General features: G+C 68.4%; 17 protein-coding genes. 7 read left to right on the forward strand and 10 right to left on the reverse strand.

Features of this window, described 5'->3' with window-relative positions; genetic code table 11:
• Positions 1 to 34: 34 nt before the first annotated feature.
• Together ACYVLV_RS03900 and serB are read left to right on the forward strand one after the other, a co-directional pair.
• Positions 35 to 769: a hypothetical protein gene (locus ACYVLV_RS03900; protein ID WP_460807844.1), complete on the forward strand. Its 735-nt coding sequence runs from the start codon at positions 35 to 37 to the stop codon at positions 767 to 769.
• Positions 770 to 801: 32 nt separating this feature from the next.
• Positions 802 to 2,028, forward strand: a complete 1,227-nt coding sequence (gene serB, locus ACYVLV_RS03905; RefSeq protein ID WP_460807846.1) for a phosphoserine phosphatase SerB — start codon at positions 802 to 804, stop codon at positions 2,026 to 2,028.
• A gap of 19 nt (positions 2,029 to 2,047) precedes the next feature.
• Here serB and ACYVLV_RS03910 read toward each other — a convergent pair whose 3' ends face one another.
• From ACYVLV_RS03910 to ACYVLV_RS03930, 5 genes are all read right to left on the reverse strand, one after another.
• On the reverse strand, positions 2,048 to 2,563 hold the full coding sequence (locus tag ACYVLV_RS03910; RefSeq protein ID WP_460807848.1) for a SixA phosphatase family protein: 516 nt from the start codon (positions 2,561 to 2,563) through the stop codon (positions 2,048 to 2,050).
• Positions 2,564 to 2,593: 30 nt separating this feature from the next.
• The gene (locus ACYVLV_RS03915; RefSeq protein ID WP_460807849.1) at positions 2,594 to 3,619 is read right to left on the reverse strand and encodes an alcohol dehydrogenase catalytic domain-containing protein; all 1,026 of its coding nucleotides are present in this window, start codon (positions 3,617 to 3,619) and stop codon (positions 2,594 to 2,596) included.
• 19 nt (positions 3,620 to 3,638) lie between these two features.
• Positions 3,639 to 4,442 carry an enoyl-ACP reductase FabI gene (gene fabI / locus ACYVLV_RS03920; RefSeq protein WP_460807851.1) on the reverse strand — a complete coding sequence of 268 codons (804 nt, stop codon included), beginning with the start codon at positions 4,440 to 4,442 and terminating at the stop codon, positions 3,639 to 3,641.
• Between the two features lies 1 nt (position 4,443).
• Positions 4,444 to 5,181, reverse strand: coding sequence for a 3-oxoacyl-ACP reductase FabG (gene fabG, locus ACYVLV_RS03925; RefSeq protein ID WP_460807853.1), 738 nt, complete (start codon positions 5,179 to 5,181; stop codon positions 4,444 to 4,446).
• 64 nt (positions 5,182 to 5,245) lie between these two features.
• The gene (locus ACYVLV_RS03930; RefSeq protein ID WP_460807855.1) at positions 5,246 to 5,458 is read right to left on the reverse strand and encodes a dodecin; all 213 of its coding nucleotides are present in this window, start codon (positions 5,456 to 5,458) and stop codon (positions 5,246 to 5,248) included.
• Positions 5,459 to 5,539: 81 nt separating this feature from the next.
• Between ACYVLV_RS03930 and ACYVLV_RS03935 the strand changes: the two genes are divergently transcribed.
• Together ACYVLV_RS03935 and ACYVLV_RS03940 are read left to right on the forward strand one after the other, a co-directional pair.
• Positions 5,540 to 5,857: a DUF3099 domain-containing protein gene (locus ACYVLV_RS03935; RefSeq protein ID WP_460807857.1), complete on the forward strand. Its 318-nt coding sequence runs from the start codon at positions 5,540 to 5,542 to the stop codon at positions 5,855 to 5,857.
• On the forward strand, positions 5,858 to 6,064 hold the full coding sequence (locus tag ACYVLV_RS03940; protein WP_460807859.1) for an acetone carboxylase: 207 nt from the start codon (positions 5,858 to 5,860) through the stop codon (positions 6,062 to 6,064).
• 7 nt (positions 6,065 to 6,071) lie between these two features.
• On the opposite strand, the gene moaA is transcribed toward ACYVLV_RS03940, so the two are convergent.
• A complete protein-coding gene (moaA, locus tag ACYVLV_RS03945; RefSeq protein ID WP_460807860.1) occupies positions 6,072 to 7,088 on the reverse strand; it encodes a GTP 3',8-cyclase MoaA in 1,017 nt (338 codons plus the stop codon).
• Between the two features lie 74 nt (positions 7,089 to 7,162).
• Between moaA and ACYVLV_RS03950 the strand changes: the two genes are divergently transcribed.
• On the forward strand, positions 7,163 to 7,966 hold the full coding sequence (locus tag ACYVLV_RS03950) for an SURF1 family cytochrome oxidase biogenesis protein (RefSeq protein ID WP_460807862.1): 804 nt from the start codon (positions 7,163 to 7,165) through the stop codon (positions 7,964 to 7,966).
• Here ACYVLV_RS03950 and ACYVLV_RS03955 read toward each other — a convergent pair.
• Genes ACYVLV_RS03955 through ACYVLV_RS03965 form a run of 3 tightly spaced genes read right to left on the reverse strand, consistent with a single transcriptional unit; the run spans position 7,933 to position 11,283 of the window.
• Positions 7,933 to 9,831 carry an ABC transporter ATP-binding protein gene (locus tag ACYVLV_RS03955; RefSeq protein WP_460807865.1) on the reverse strand — a complete coding sequence of 633 codons (1,899 nt, stop codon included), beginning with the start codon at positions 9,829 to 9,831 and terminating at the stop codon, positions 7,933 to 7,935. The genes ACYVLV_RS03950 and ACYVLV_RS03955 overlap by 34 nt on opposite strands.
• Positions 9,832 to 9,852: 21 nt before the next feature.
• Positions 9,853 to 10,656: an enoyl-CoA hydratase/isomerase family protein gene (locus ACYVLV_RS03960; protein ID WP_460807867.1), complete on the reverse strand. Its 804-nt coding sequence runs from the start codon at positions 10,654 to 10,656 to the stop codon at positions 9,853 to 9,855.
• Positions 10,657 to 10,665: 9 nt separating this feature from the next.
• Positions 10,666 to 11,283: a TetR/AcrR family transcriptional regulator gene (locus tag ACYVLV_RS03965; RefSeq protein ID WP_460807869.1), complete on the reverse strand. Its 618-nt coding sequence runs from the start codon at positions 11,281 to 11,283 to the stop codon at positions 10,666 to 10,668.
• A gap of 70 nt (positions 11,284 to 11,353) precedes the next feature.
• Between ACYVLV_RS03965 and ACYVLV_RS03970 the strand changes: the two genes are divergently transcribed.
• Positions 11,354 to 11,626, forward strand: coding sequence for a transporter suffix domain-containing protein (locus tag ACYVLV_RS03970; protein ID WP_460807870.1), 273 nt, complete (start codon positions 11,354 to 11,356; stop codon positions 11,624 to 11,626).
• Here the strand turns inward: ACYVLV_RS03970 and ACYVLV_RS03975 are convergent.
• Positions 11,599 to 13,197, reverse strand: coding sequence for an ABC-F family ATP-binding cassette domain-containing protein (locus ACYVLV_RS03975; RefSeq protein ID WP_460807871.1), 1,599 nt, complete (start codon positions 13,195 to 13,197; stop codon positions 11,599 to 11,601). The two genes, ACYVLV_RS03970 and ACYVLV_RS03975, sit on opposite strands and share 28 nt — an antisense overlap.
• Positions 13,198 to 13,302: 105 nt before the next feature.
• Between ACYVLV_RS03975 and ypfJ the strand changes: the two genes are divergently transcribed.
• On the forward strand, positions 13,303 to 14,244 hold the full coding sequence (gene ypfJ / locus ACYVLV_RS03980; protein WP_460807873.1) for a KPN_02809 family neutral zinc metallopeptidase: 942 nt from the start codon (positions 13,303 to 13,305) through the stop codon (positions 14,242 to 14,244).
• The last annotated feature ends 2 nt before the right edge of the window (positions 14,245 to 14,246 follow it).

Here is a 14,246-nt window from a genome sequence, read left to right on the forward strand (position 1 = left end):
TCCCGTCAGGTGCCCCGCCGTAGGCTCCGGGGTCGTGACCAGCCCGCTGCCCATCTCCGCCCAGCTGGCCTGGTGGGGCACCTCCTGGTTGCGGGGGCTGGTGGCTCCCGACGACCTCGTCGAGGCCCTCCAGGTGGACCGGTGGCCTCACCTGGTGGCGGGGCTGGAAGCCGACGGTGGCACCACGAGCCTTCTCTTCGGGCTTGCTGCCCTGCGGCGTCGGGGGGCTACCGGCCTGGGTGCGGCCTTCCCCGCCGAGGGCGATCCGGTCGGGCTCGGCGGTCCATCCGACTTCAACCACCGTGCGCTCGAGGTGGGTGAAGCGGTCCTCGCGCCCGAGGTCGGCTTGGGACTCACCCCGACCGACGTCGGCGAAGGCTGGGTCTGGCGCACCGGTCCCGCCGCGCGACGACAACTCGTGGATGTGGGAGAAGCCGATCGTGGGTTGCGCGCCGCGCTGATCGAGGCGGCCGGGTCGCTGGCCGACCTCGACGTCGCTCGCTGGCGCCCCGAGGTCGCGGACAGCCTGATGAATCTGCGCCACGGACCCGTCCTGGTGGCACCGCAGGGGGTTCCTGCTCGGTGTGTGGAACTCGCCGCCAGGGCCTGGCAGGCCATGGAGATCTGTGACCTCGCGTTGGACGACGACGGGGGTGCGGTGACCGCCGCCGAGGCCTCCTCCCGTCGCGAGGCGTTGGTGCCCTTGGACCGTGCCGGACGGCGCGCCCTGACGGCCGCCTGCTCGCCCGAGGTGTGGCCCGAGGAGTAGGAGTGGGCCCAGATCCCGATAACCTCGCTCCGATGACCGTTCACGACCCGTCCGGCACCTCGGACACGCTGCTCATCACGCTGACGGGCAAGGACCGCCCCGGCGTGACCTCCTCGGTGTTCGCGACCCTCGCCGAGGCGGGCGTCCAGGTCATCGACATCGAACAGATCCTGCTGCGTCGGAGGCTGATCCTCGGTGTCCTGGTCAGCAAGCCGCGTAGCGCCAAGCGACTGCGGGACGCGATCCAGGCCACCGCGGATGCCTTGGACATGCAGGTCGAGGTGGAGAAGGGATCCGGTGACAACCGCTCCCGGGGCGCGGGCCGCTCCCACGTGACGGTCATCGGATCGCCGCTGAAGGCCTCGGCGATGGCCGCGCTCACCGGACGCATCGCCGACTGCGGCGGCAACATCGACCGGATCGAGCGGATGGCCCGCTACCCCGTCACCGCCATCGACCTGCATGTCTCGGGCGCCGACCCGGACCGCCTGCGCGGGTTGCTGGCCACCGAGGCGGCCTCCCAGGGAGTCGACGTCGCGGTCCAACCCGCGAACCTGCTGCGTCGCGGGATGCGGCTGATCGTCCTGGATGTCGACTCGACCCTGATCCAGGGTGAGGTGATCGAGATGCTCGCCGCCCACGCCGGCTTCGAGGAGGAGGTCGCCCGCGTCACCGAACAAGCCATGGCAGGGGAGATCGACTTCGAGGGGTCCCTGCGGGCGCGGGTCCGGCTCTTGGCCGGGCTGGACGAATCCGTCCTCGACGAGGTCTACGACCAGATCGTCGTCACCCCCGGTGTCCGCACGATGGTGCGCACCCTGCGCCGCCTCGGCTACCGCTTCGCCGTCGTGTCGGGTGGCTTCAGCCAGATCACGCAACGCCTCGCCGACGACCTCGGCATCCACTACTCCCGAGCCAACGAGCTCGAGATCATCGACGGCAAGATCACCGGCCAGATCGTGGGGGACGTCGTGGACCGGGCCGGGAAGGCCACGGCACTGCGCGAGTTCGCAGAAAAAGTGGGGGTCGGGGTGGAATCGGTCATCGCCATCGGCGACGGTGCCAACGACCTCGACATGCTCAACGCGGCGGGCCTCGGTATCGCCTACAACGCCCGGCCCGTGGTGCGCGCCGCCGCGGACACCTCGGTCAATGTGCCCTACCTCGACACCATCATGTATCTGCTCGGCATCTCCCGGGAGGAGATCGAGGCCGCCGATGCGGCCGCCGGGATCGTCACTCCCTCTCCCCTGATTTGAGGGCTGGTCTGAGGGCTGGTCAGTCCGCCCGACCCACGTGGAAGTCGAGCAGTCGGGCCCTCCCGGTGTCCAGATCGGCCCAGGCACCGTCGTACCCGAAGACCGCCAGGGCGCAGGTGGGGAATCCGGTGACCATGTTCGCGGCCAGGGACGGGTCGCATTCCCCGTCGTCGAGCAGGTTCGCGAGGTAGGACATCGTCGGGTTGTGCCCGATCAGCGCCACGGTGTGCGCGGCGTCGTCCTGGAGCCGGAGCACGTCGAGCGCGGTGTCGGGCCCGGCGGTGTAGAGACCTTCGTCGGCCGTCGGCGCGAGGTTCCAACCGGCTGCGGAGGACAGGGCGTGCCAGGTCTCCCGGGTACGCCGAGCGGCTGAGATGAGTCCCACAGCGGGGTCGACGTTCTGATCGCGAAGCCAGGCACCGGCCGAAGCGGCGTCGCGTTGTCCACTGGAGGTCAGCGTCCGCTCGAAGTCCGATTCGCCGCTCTGGGCGGCTTTGGCGTGACGAACGATCACCAGGTGATGGGCGAAAGACATGACCCGATTCTAGGGGAAGTCCGGCGACGACTAGCGCATCACCAGACGCGCCTTGAGGCACTCGGCGCTCCGGCTCGCCACCGCCTCATAGGCGGCGGCCGCGTCCGCCAGGTCGAAGGTGTGGGTGAAGATGCCCTCGATGTCCAGTTCCCCGGACTGCAGCAGAGGGACCAGATCGGCCCAGGTCTGGTGCACCGGAGCGGTGGTCATCCGCAGGGTGATGCTGCGGAAGACCCCCATCAGGACGTTCAGTGGGTAGGGCTCCAGGTCGTGGATCCCCACGACCGAGACGGTGCCGCCGGCGCGCACCGAGGCGAAGGCGGCCTCGAGGGTCTGATCGTTGGCGACCGCATCGATCACCGCGTCCGCACCGCGGCCCCCGGTGGCTGAGAGGACCTCTGCCGCCACGTCGGACCCCAGCGCGGTGGCTCCGCTGGCCACGGCCTGGTCCACCCGGCCCTCCACGGGGTCGTAGACCAACACCCGCGACACCCCCAGCGCCAGGGCGCACCGCAGCGCGCACTGGCCCACGGCGCCGAGCCCGAGGATGACCAGGGTGCCGTCCGTTGGCAGATCCGCCCGGGTCACCGCGGCCCACCCTGTCCCCAGGTTGTCGGTCAGGAGCAGGGCCGCCTCGTCGCTGATGCCCTCGGGAATCCGGAGCAACTGGAAGTCCGCGGCCGGCACCGCCAGCAGTTCGCTCTGGGCGCCGCCCAGTTCACCGGAGCCGAAGACCTTGGCGCCCTGATGACAGGAGATCGGGTCCCCAGTCGCGCAGCCTGCGCACTGACCGCACCCGGCGACCGACGCCACCAGCACGCGGTCGCCGACCGCGAAGCGTTCGACCTCGGAGCCCACCTCGGTCACGGTTCCGATCGCCTCATGCCCCACCGCAATGGGGTAGAACGGCAGGTCACCGTCGTAGAAGTGCAGATCGGATCCGCAGATCGCCGAGGACTCGACCGCGACGATCGCTCCCCGAGTGTCGGGAAGAGTGGGATCGTCCACGGTGTCGATCCGGATCTGGCCTGTTCCTTCGACGATGACGGTTCGCATGTGCGGAAACTAGCGGACCTCAGGCTCCCATCGCGTGGAATCCGCCGTCGACGTGCACGATCTCCCCGGTGGTGGAGGGGAAGAAGTCCGAGAGCAGGGCGCACACGGCCCGCGCTGTGGGCTCCTGATCGGTGTTGTCCCACCCGAGGGGGGCTCGGGTTTCCCACATCGCCTCGAGATCTCCGAAGCCCGGGATCGCTTTGGCGGCCAGGGTGCGCAGCGGGCCGGCGGAGACCAGGTTGACCCGGATCCCGTCCGGACCCAGGTCGCGAGCGAGGTAGCGGGAGGTCGACTCGAGCGCCGCCTTGGAGACCCCCATCCAGTCGTAGGCCGGCCAGGCGACCGTCGCGTCGAAGGTCAGCCCCACCACGGAACCGCCCGAGGTCATCAGGGGACGGCACGCCTGCGCCAACGACTTCAGCGAGTACGCCGAGACCTGGAGCGCCTGCGCCACGTCCTCCCAGGGCCCCTCGAGGAACTTGCCACCCAGCAGGGTTTCCGGGTTGCCGTAGGCGATCGAGTGCACGACACCGTCCAGGGTGTCGGTGTGCTCGCGCACCTGGTCGGCCAGGCCGGCCAGGTGGTCGGGGTCGGTGACGTCCAACTCCAGGACTGGCGGGGTGGTGGGCAGCCGCTTCGCGATGCGTCGGGTGATCCCCAGGGCGCGGCCGAAGTTGGAGATCAGCACCGTGGCGCCCTGCTCCTGGGCCACTCGGGCGGTGGAGAAACCGATGGAGCTGTCCATGGTGACCCCGGCGACCAGGATCGTCTTGCCGGCCAGGATGCCGTTCGGGTTCGTCTGGTTGGTCGAGTTCTCGGTCATCTCAGTGCCCCATTCCCAGTCCACCGTCGACCGGGATGACGGCCCCGGTGACGTAAGCGGCTCCATCGCTGGCCAGCCAGGTGACCGCGGAGGCGATCTCGGTCGCCTGCGCCTGCCGTCGTAGGGGCACCTGATCGACGATCTGTTTCATCTGTTCCTCCGAAAGAGCTGCGGTCATGTCGGTTTCGACGTACCCCGGCGCGACGACGTTGGTGGTGATCGAACGGGAGCCGAGTTCGCGGGCCAGGGACCGTGCCATCCCGACCAGACCCGACTTGGAAGCGGCGTAGTTCACCTGTCCGGGCGAGCCGAGGAGGCCGACGACCGAGGAGATGAAGATGATCCGACCTCGGCGTTGGCGCAGCATGCCCTTCGCGGCGTGTTTGGCGATCCGGAACGTGCCGGTGAGGTTGGTTTCGATGACCGAGGACCAATCCTCCTCCGACATCCGCAGGATCAGGGTGTCGGCGGTGATCCCGGCGTTCGCGACGACCACCTCGGGTGCCCCGTGTTGGGCGGTGATCTCGGCGAACGCGGCCTCGACCGAGGCGGCGTCGGTGACATCGCACCTGATGTCGAGGGTTCCCTCGGGGGCTCCCCCGTTCCGGGTCGTCACCGCGACCTGGTCGCCGAGGTCGCGGAACGCCTCGGCGATGGCACGGCCGATGCCGCGGTTGCCGCCGGTGACGAGCACCGAACGAGGGGATGAAGCGGGCGGGGTGGAGGTGGGTTCAGTCACGTCAAACGACGCTAGCGATTACTTCTCAGTAGAGCGATCCCCCGACACCCCCGCCGGGCGATTTTCAGTCGTCTTCCATCCGGAAACCGACCTTCATGCCCACCTGGAAGTGCTCCACGGACCCGTCCTTGACCTGACCGCGGACCTGCGTGACCTCGAACCAGTCCAGGTGGCGCAGCGTGCGGCCGGCCCGCTCGATGCCGTTGCGGACGGCGTCGTCGATGCCCACGGGGGAAGTCCCGACGATCTCGGTGACGCGGTAGGTGCGGTTGGACATGGTGCCTCCTGGGTGGCGTGGGGCCTCGGGACGTGAGCGATCCCACTCGAACCGCTCATGCTAGCGACGTACCATTGAGACATGCCTCGGGACCCGAAACGAACAGACCAGGTCGTCCGGATCACGACGGCAGCGGAGAACAAGGCGGCCGATATCAGGCTGCGTCAGCGGCGCTACCTGATGTCGATGAGCCTGCGGACGATCTGCTTCGTCGGGGCGGTCATTGTGCGCGAAGGTGTCTTCATGTGGATCCTGATCACCGCCGCGATCTTCCTGCCCTACATCGCGGTGGTCATGGCCAACGCCGTCAGCACCAAGTCAGACGGTTTCGCGCTCGTCCCCGGGCAGCCGAACCGCCCCCAACTCTCGGGCCCGTCGGGCTCCGTGCGGGAGATCTGAGTGGACCCGGACACCTGCTCGGCCAAGGGATGCCCCCAGGCCGCCGAATGGCAGTTGCTGTGGAACAACCCGAAACTCCACACCCCGGATCGCCGCAAGGTCTGGTTGGCGTGCGAGGAGCACCGAGGAAGTCTGTCGGACTTCCTGGGGGCGAGGAAGTTCCTCAAGGACGTCGTCGCCCACCCCGGTGAGCCTGCCGCCCCCTAGCTGCGAACTAGCCGCCGATGGCCGACATCGGTCGGTCCGGCTGCAGGAACGTCTCGTCGTCGATGCCGTGGCCGGCGGCCTTGCCCTTCATGGCGATGACCCATCGCTCGGCCAACTCGGCGTCGGTGGCTCCCGCACGCATCGCGTCGCGCAGATCGGACTCGCTGCGGGCGAACAGACAGTTGCGGACCTGACCGTCGGCGGTCAGTCGGACCCGGTCGCAGTCCCCGCAGAAGGGTCGGGTCACCGAGGCGATGACGCCCACGGTGCCGGGGCCTCCGTCGACGGTGAATATCTCTGCCGGGGCGCTCCCCCGTGGCTCGCTGGCCGGAGTGAGCGCGAAGTCGGGGGCGAGCTGGGCGAAGATCTCCTCCGCGGTGATCATTCCCTCTCGGGTCCACCCGTGCTGGGCGTCCAGGGGCATCTGCTCGATGAACCGGAGTTCGTACCCCCGGTCCAGGCACCACCGCAGGAGTTCGCCCGCCTGATCGTCGTTGACGCCGCGTAGCAACACAGCGTTGACCTTGATCGGTCCCAACCCGGCGGCCTCCGCGGCGGCCAGGCCGGCCACGACGTCCTCGAGCCGGTCCCGACGGGTGATCTCGTGGAACGTGTCGGAGCGGACCGTGTCGAGGCTGACGTTGATGCGGTCCAGCCCGGCGTCGGCCAGAGCCTGGGCGTTGTGGGCCAAGCCGAGGGCGTTGGTGGTGATGGAGAGTTCCACGCTGGGGTCGACGACCTTCACACGGCGGATGATGTCGACGATCCCGCGCCGCACCAGCGGCTCACCCCCGGTGAAGCGGACCTCTCGGATCCCCAGGTGCTCGACACCGATGGTCACCAGGCGCACGACCTCCTCGTCGGTGAGGACCGACTGGTTGGGCAACCAGTCAAGGCCCTCGGCCGGCATGCAGTAGGAACATCTCAGGTTGCACTTGTCGGTCAGGGAGACGCGCAGGTCAGTGGCGATCCGGCCGTACTTGTCGGCCAGAGCGCGGGAGGGTGTGGCTTCGCCTTGATGCATGCTTCCGAGTCTACGACCCGACGGTCAGGGGACGGGGGAACCGACCATTGACCTGCGTTGGCTAATCTCGACACGTGCATTCCTTCCGATTTCTCCTGAGCCGACGATGGGTCCTTTTCGCCCTGGCTGTGGGGGTTCTCGGCTACGGCACCGTCTGGTTGGGGCAGTGGCAGTTCGACCGGCTCGACGACCGCAAGGCCAGCAACAACGTCGTACGCGTGAACGAGGATGTGGCGCCCGAGCCGGTGGCCAAGGTCCTCGACGTGGACCGCGAGGTCTCGGCGAACGACGAGTGGCGTCGGGTCAGCGCGACCGGCACGTACGCCGTCGAGGACACCGTGGTCATCCGCTACCGCAGCCGCGACGGAGTGCCCGGTGTGGACGCGGTCGTCCCGTTGGTCACCGCCGACGGCACCGCACTGCTCGTCGACCGCGGATTCTGGCCGACGGAGAGCCGCACGGTCGACCCGGTCGCGATCCCGGCACCACCCTCGGGAACGGTGGACGTAACCGGTTGGGTCCGCGCCGACGGCACCGGCGACAGCACCCAGGTCGACGATCAGTCGGCCCGGGCCGTCTCCAGCGTGGCCATCGGCGAGGCGCTCCAACGACCGGTGTACGCCGGGTTCGTGGAGTTGGCCTCCGAGACCCCCGGTCCGGCCGAGAGCCTGACCCCCGTCGAACTCCCCGAACTCGACAACGGTCCGCACTTCTTCTACGGGTTGCAGTGGTGGTTCTTCTCGCTGCTCGCCCTGTTCGGCTTCTTCTACCTCGCCTACGACGAGTGGAAGCGCGGCCCGCGGGGCGAGCGTCCCGACCGCCATGTTCGGTCGAAAGTGAAACCTCAGCGGGCGGGCTCCTCGGCCAACGCATCCTGAGGGCCGTCGTGGAGGAACTGGGTGCGGTAGAGGTCGGCGTACAGGCCTTCGCGCCCGAGTAGTTCGACGTGGGTGCCGCGCTCGACGATCTCGCCGTCCTGCAGGACCAGGATCTGGTCGGCGTTGCGGACCGTCGAAAGGCGGTGGGCGATGACCAGGGAGGTCCGTCCCTCCAGGGCGGCATCCAACGCGCGTTGGACGGCGGCCTCGGATTCGCTGTCGAGGTGCGCAGTCGCCTCGTCGAGGACGACGATCGCGGGCGCCTTGAGCAGGAGTCGGCCGATGGCCAGTCGCTGGCGTTCCCCGCCCGAGAGTCGGTATCCCCGATCGCCCACCACGGTGTCGAGTCCGTCGGGAAGCCCGCGCACGAGGTGGGCGATCTGAGCCGCCTCGAGGGCCGACCAGATCTGCTCGTCGTTGGCCCCGGGGCGGGCGTACTCGAGGTTGGCCCGGATGGTGTCGTGGAACATGTGGGCGTCCTGGGTGACGTACCCGACGACGTCCTCCAGTGACTGCAGGGTCACGTCTCGAACATCATGTCCACCAACGCGCACCGAACCCCTGTTCACGTCGTAGAGCCGCGTCACGAGGTTGGTGATCGTGGTCTTGCCCGCGCCGGACGGTCCGACCAGGGCGATCATCTGACCAGGCTCCGCGACGAAGTCGACGTCGCGCAGCACCTGGGTGTTCTCCCGCGACTCCTTGCGGGCCAGAGCCTCCAGGGAGCCGAGGGACACCTCGTCGGCCCGGGGATAGGTGAAGGCCACGGCCTCGAAGGCCAGACTCCCAGCGGTGGCGGGCAGAGCGACGGCGTCCGGCTTCTCGTCGATGAGCAGTGGCAGGTCGAGCACCTCGAAGACGCGGTCGAAGCTCACCAGCGCGGTCATGATGTCGATGCGCACGTTGGAGAGCCCCTGCAGGGGGCCCAGGAGCCGCAGGAGCAGGGTGGCCAGGGCGACCAGGGTGCCCAACTCGAGGGTGCTGTCGATGACGAGCCGTCCGCCGAAGCCGTAGACCAGGGCCGTGGCCAGGGCGGGCACGACCAGCATGGCGGCGGCGAAGATGCGCGTGATCAGCGTGATGCGGATGCCGAGGTCGCGCACCTTGGCGGCCTTGGTGGCGAAGAGTGCGTCCTCGTCGGCGCGACGGCCGAAGAGCTTGAGGAGCATCGCTCCCCCGACGTTGAATCGCTCGGTCATCACGTTGCCCAGGTCCGCGTTGCCGTCCATCTGTTCGCGGGTCAGGCCGGCCAGGCGGCCTCCCACCCATCGGGAGGAGAGGAACAGGATCGGGAACAGCGCCAGGCACGCCAGGGTGATCTGCCAGCTCAGGTAGAGCATCGCGATTCCGACCACGACGACAGAGATCGAGTTCGACACGGTGCTGGACAGCGTGGAGGTGAAGGCGCGCTGGGCACCGATGACGTCGTTGTTGAGGCGGGAGACCAGGGCCCCGGTCTGGGTGCGGGTGAAGAAGGCCAGGGACTGGCGTTGCACCCGCGCGAAGACCTGGGTGCGCAGATCGAAGATGAGTCCCTCCCCGATCCGGGACGAGAACCAGCCGGCCAGGACGGCGATCACCGCGCTGAGGATCGCCACTCCCGCCATCGCCAGGGCCAGCAGCGTCACCAGCCCGGAGTCGCCGGCGGTGATGCCGTCGTCGATGATCCGCTTGATCAGCAGCGGTTGCACGACCACCATGGCGGCGTCGACCACCGTCAGGGCAAGGAAGATGAAGATGATCTTCCGGTGGGGTCGGGCGAACGCGAGGATCCGGCGGAAGGTCTCGCGAGAGATCCGGTTGTCCACCACGCTGCGGTCGGTGCGAAGGCTTCGGTAGGCGGCGCCTGGGTGCATGCCGGACATGTGACTCCTGCTGGTTGTCTTCTAAGGCGTGGTGTGTGCGGCGAGCTCGCGGAAGCGGCGGGCCTGTGCCTCGCGCTCGAGGCGGCGTTGGGTGTCCAGATCGCGCTCGTCGATGTCGAGGAGCAGAGCCTTGGTCTCCCGCACTGCTCCGACCATCGGAGCGATCAGGGCGGAGACGAGGTCGGCCACGGTGTCGTCGAGCTCTGGTGCGGGCACCGAGGTGAGCGCCAACCCGATGGCCAACGCCTCTTCGGCCCCCACCATGCGGGCGGTCGCACAGATCTCCAGTGCTCGCGAATAGCCAACGCTGTCGACCAGCGGCTTTGTTCCCGTCAGGTCCGGGACGAGCCCGAGGGCGGACTCCTTCATGCAGAACTGCACGTCGTCGGCCACCACCCGCAAGTCGCAACTGAGCGCCAACTGGAAGCCGGCGCCGATGGCGTACCCCTGGACGGCGGCGATCGAGATGAACTGCGGGTTGCGCAACCAGGTGAATCCCTGCTGGTAGGCGTCGATCGTCTCGCTGATGCTCGCGTCGTCCATGGAGAGCAGTTCGGCGACCGTCTCCACGCCGTCCCCGGCGTCGGGAGCCAACATGGCCCGGTCGAGACCGGCGGAGAACGTGGCTCCGCTCCCCCGCAGCACCACGACGCGTACGTCGCCGGGCAGCCCTGCGCCGATCCTGGCCAGCATGCGCCACATGGCGGGGGTCTGGCTGTTGCGTGAAGTGGGTCGGTCCAGGGTGATCGTGGCGACGGGTCCGTCCACGTCGTAGAGCAGTCCGACCTCGGCCAAGGCTTCGGGGGTCAGTCCATCGGGAGTCATGCCCCGAGTCTAGGAGTCGGCTCCGACAGCCAGACGGGCGAGCGCCGATTCCAGCAACTGCTGTTGGCGGGCCGCGGGATAGCGCCTCGGTTCGAGGGTTGCTTGCATCAACACCCCGTCGACCAGGCAGAGCAGGAGATCGAGCTCGGCGTCGGTGTCGAGGTCCTGCCGCAGCTCCCCTGCCAGTGCAGCCTCGTCCAGCACCGCCCGGATCAGGGCCCGCCAGGACCGGTACCCGTCCCGCTGCACGGTGCGCAGCTCGGGTCGAGCCGAGGCCGCCGCCCAGAAGGCCATCCAGACCCGGGCTTCCTCGCGGCGTACGCCGTCCAGGGGCAACGCTTCGAGCAGCATGACCCGGAGGCGGTCGATGACCGACGTGTTGACGTTCTCGAAGCCGCGGGACAGTTGAGCCATCCGGGATTCGACGGCGGCGTAGGCGTCCTGGACCGCGGCAGCGATCAGCGCGTCCTTGTCCCGGAAGTAGTGGGTGACCACGGTGGTCGAGCTCCCGGCCTCGGCGGCCACCTTGCGGATGGTGGTGCCCTCGAGACCCTCGCGGGCGATCACCGAGCGGGCGGCAGAGGCGACCTCGGCTCGGCGCTCGGTGGTGTCGACGATGCGGGGCATGGTGCTACCTTAGTGCAACACGTGTTTTACAACGAGTGTTGCATCTCGACAGAGACGATGAGGGGTGACCATGAGGTTCCGGCTGGGCGTTCTGGCGATGGGGGCGTCCTTCCTCCCCTACCTGGCCCTCGCGGTGGTGCCCTTCCTGGGCATCAGCCTCGCGGGGGTCGCGGGCGTGATCGCGATCGCCCTGATCGCCGCGGAGGTGTTCTTCTGGAGCGGCCTCGTGCTGGCCGGGGTGGATGCACGCTCCGCGATCCGGGCCCACGGTTGGGCGAGCGCTCCGCGGATCCTGTGGCGGATGCTGCTGGCCGGTCAGGCCAGCGAGACCAGGTCGGCGTAGGTGTCGTTCCACAGGTCCTCGTCGCCGTCGGGGAGCAACAGCACCCGGTCGGGCTCGAGCGCGAGGACCGCGCCCTCGTCGTGGGTGACCAGGATGATCGCGCCCTCGTAGGTGCGGATCGCCGCCAGCACCTCTTCACGCGAGGCGGGGTCCAGGTTGTTGGTCGGTTCGTCGAGAAGCAGCACGTTGGCGCTGGAGACGACCAGGCTGGCCAGGGCCAGCCGCGTCTTCTCCCCACCGGAGAGGACCTTGGCCGACTTGTGGGCGTCGTCCCCGGAGAAGAGGAAGGATCCGAGCACGCTGCGCGCCTCGGTGTCGGTCAGTTGCGGCGCCGCGGACTGCATGTTCTCCAGCACCGTGCGACCGGTGTCGAGGGTTTCGTGCTCCTGGGCGTAGTAGCCGACCTTCAGTCCGTGCCCGGGGACGACTTCGCCGGTGTCCGGCTGGTCCACCCCGGCCAGGATCCGCAGCATGGTGGTCTTGCCGGCACCGTTGAACCCCAGGATGACCACCCGGGAGCCCTTGTCGATGGCCAGGTTGACGTCGGTGAAGACCTCGAGGGAGCCGTAGGACTTGGACAGTTCCTCAGCGGTGAGCGGGGTCTTGCCGCAGGGGGCGGGGGCGGGGAACTTGATCCGGGCGACCTTGTCGACCGCACGCTCACCCTCGAGGCCGGCCATCATCTTCTCGGCCCGCTTCAGCATCGACTGCGCAGCCTGGGCCTTGCTGGCCTTGGCGCGCATCCGGTTGGCCTGGTCGGTGAGGGTCTTGGCCTTGGTCTCGGTGTTGGCGCGTTCGCGCTTGCGGCGCTTCTCGTCGGTCTCACGCTGGGTGAGGTAGTTCTTCCACCCCATGTTGTAGATGTCGATCTCGCAGCGGTTCGCGTCCAGGTGGAGGACCTTGTTGACGGTCTCCGAGAGCAGGTCGTTGTCGTGACTGATCACGATGAACCCGCCGGTGTGGGCCTTGAGGAAGCTCCGCAGCCAGGTGATCGAGTCGGCGTCGAGGTGGTTGGTGGGCTCGTCGAGGATCATGATCTCAGCGCCACTGAAGAGGATGCGTGCGAGCTCGACGCGACGGCGTTGGCCACCGGACAGCGTCTTGAGGGGTTGGCCCAGGATGCGCTCGGCGATGCCCAGGCTGGCCGCGATGGTGGCTGCCTCTGACTCCGCGGCGTACCCGCCACCGGAGTGCAGGTCGGCGTCGGCGCGGGTGTAGCGCTTCATGGCGCGTTCGCGGACCCTCGCGTCGTCGCTGCCCATCTCTTCCTCGGCCTCGCGCAGCCGTCGTACGGCGTCGTCGAGTCCGCGAGCGGACAGAATCCGGTCGCGAGCGAGGACCTCGGGATCTCCTGTGCGGGGGTCCTGAGGGAGGTAGCCCACGTCTTCCGCACCAGTGATCGAGCCGGACGCGGGCAAGGCCTCGCCGGCCAGGATCTTGGTGAGGGTGGTCTTGCCTGCTCCGTTTCGACCCACGAGGCCGATCTTGTCGCCAGCGGCGACACGAAACGAGACATCCTCCATCAGCAGCCGCGCACCGGCTCGAACCTCGAGTTGGTGGGCAGTGATCATGACTGTGTCTAGTGTAGGCACGCTCGCGAGGCCGATTCGCCACTTGCGAGTGAGGTACGCCACGGCGGACACTTCTCAGCCCACCTCACGAGGGGAATGTAGGCGATGGTTCGTTTCAACCCGAAGGCCAAACTCAACACCGGACGGGTCACCGACGCCGGGCGTGGAGCGGGTCGCGGCCAGAGCACGGGCGGACGAAGCCGCGGGGGTCTACCGATCCCCGGAGGCAGCAAGGGCGGCATCGGCACCATCGTGGTGGTTCTGATCGTCTTCGCGATCTCCCAGTTCGCCGGGGTGGATATTCCCGGCACCGGCGGTTCGCCCTCTTCCGGGTTGGACGCGACCCGGCTCAACGACACGGGCCGCTACAGCTCGTGCCAGACCGGAGCCGATGCGAACAAGAGCGCCGACTGTGCCCGCGTCGCGGTGGAGAACTCGCTGGCGGACTTCTGGAGCGACGAACTCGGGTCGGACTTCCGGGTCGCCGACCGGCTGGTGACCTTCACCGGGTCGGTGTCCACCGCCTGTGGTGCGGCCACCTCCGAGGTGGGGCCTTTCTACTGCCCCGGCGACGAGCGCATCTATCTCGACTCCGGGTTCTTCGACGAGGTGCTGGAGAAGCAGCTCGGCGGCCCCGACGGCGGGTTCGTGGAGGCCTACGTCCTCGCCCACGAGTACGGCCACCACATCTCGAACATCACCGGCCAGTTCGGCAAGGTCCGCACCCAGCAGGGTCCGCAGTCGGACGCCGTCCGCCTCGAACTCCAGGCTGACTGCTACGCCGGGATGTGGGCCAGGGCCGCGACCCGCACCGAGGACGAGGACGGGAACGTGTTGTACACCGAGCTCAACCAGGAGGACATCGACCTGGCTCTTCAAGCCGCTGCCTCGGTGGGTGACGACCGCATCCAGCAGAAGACGACCGGCCAGGTGCGAGAAGAGACGTTCAGCCACGGCTCGGCCGACCAACGGCAGAAGTGGTTCAGCGTCGGGTTCGACCAGGGCTCCTTCGATGCCTGCGACACCTTCGCGGCGAGCAAGGTCTGACC

The organism is Nocardioides salsibiostraticola (assembly GCF_054783655.1).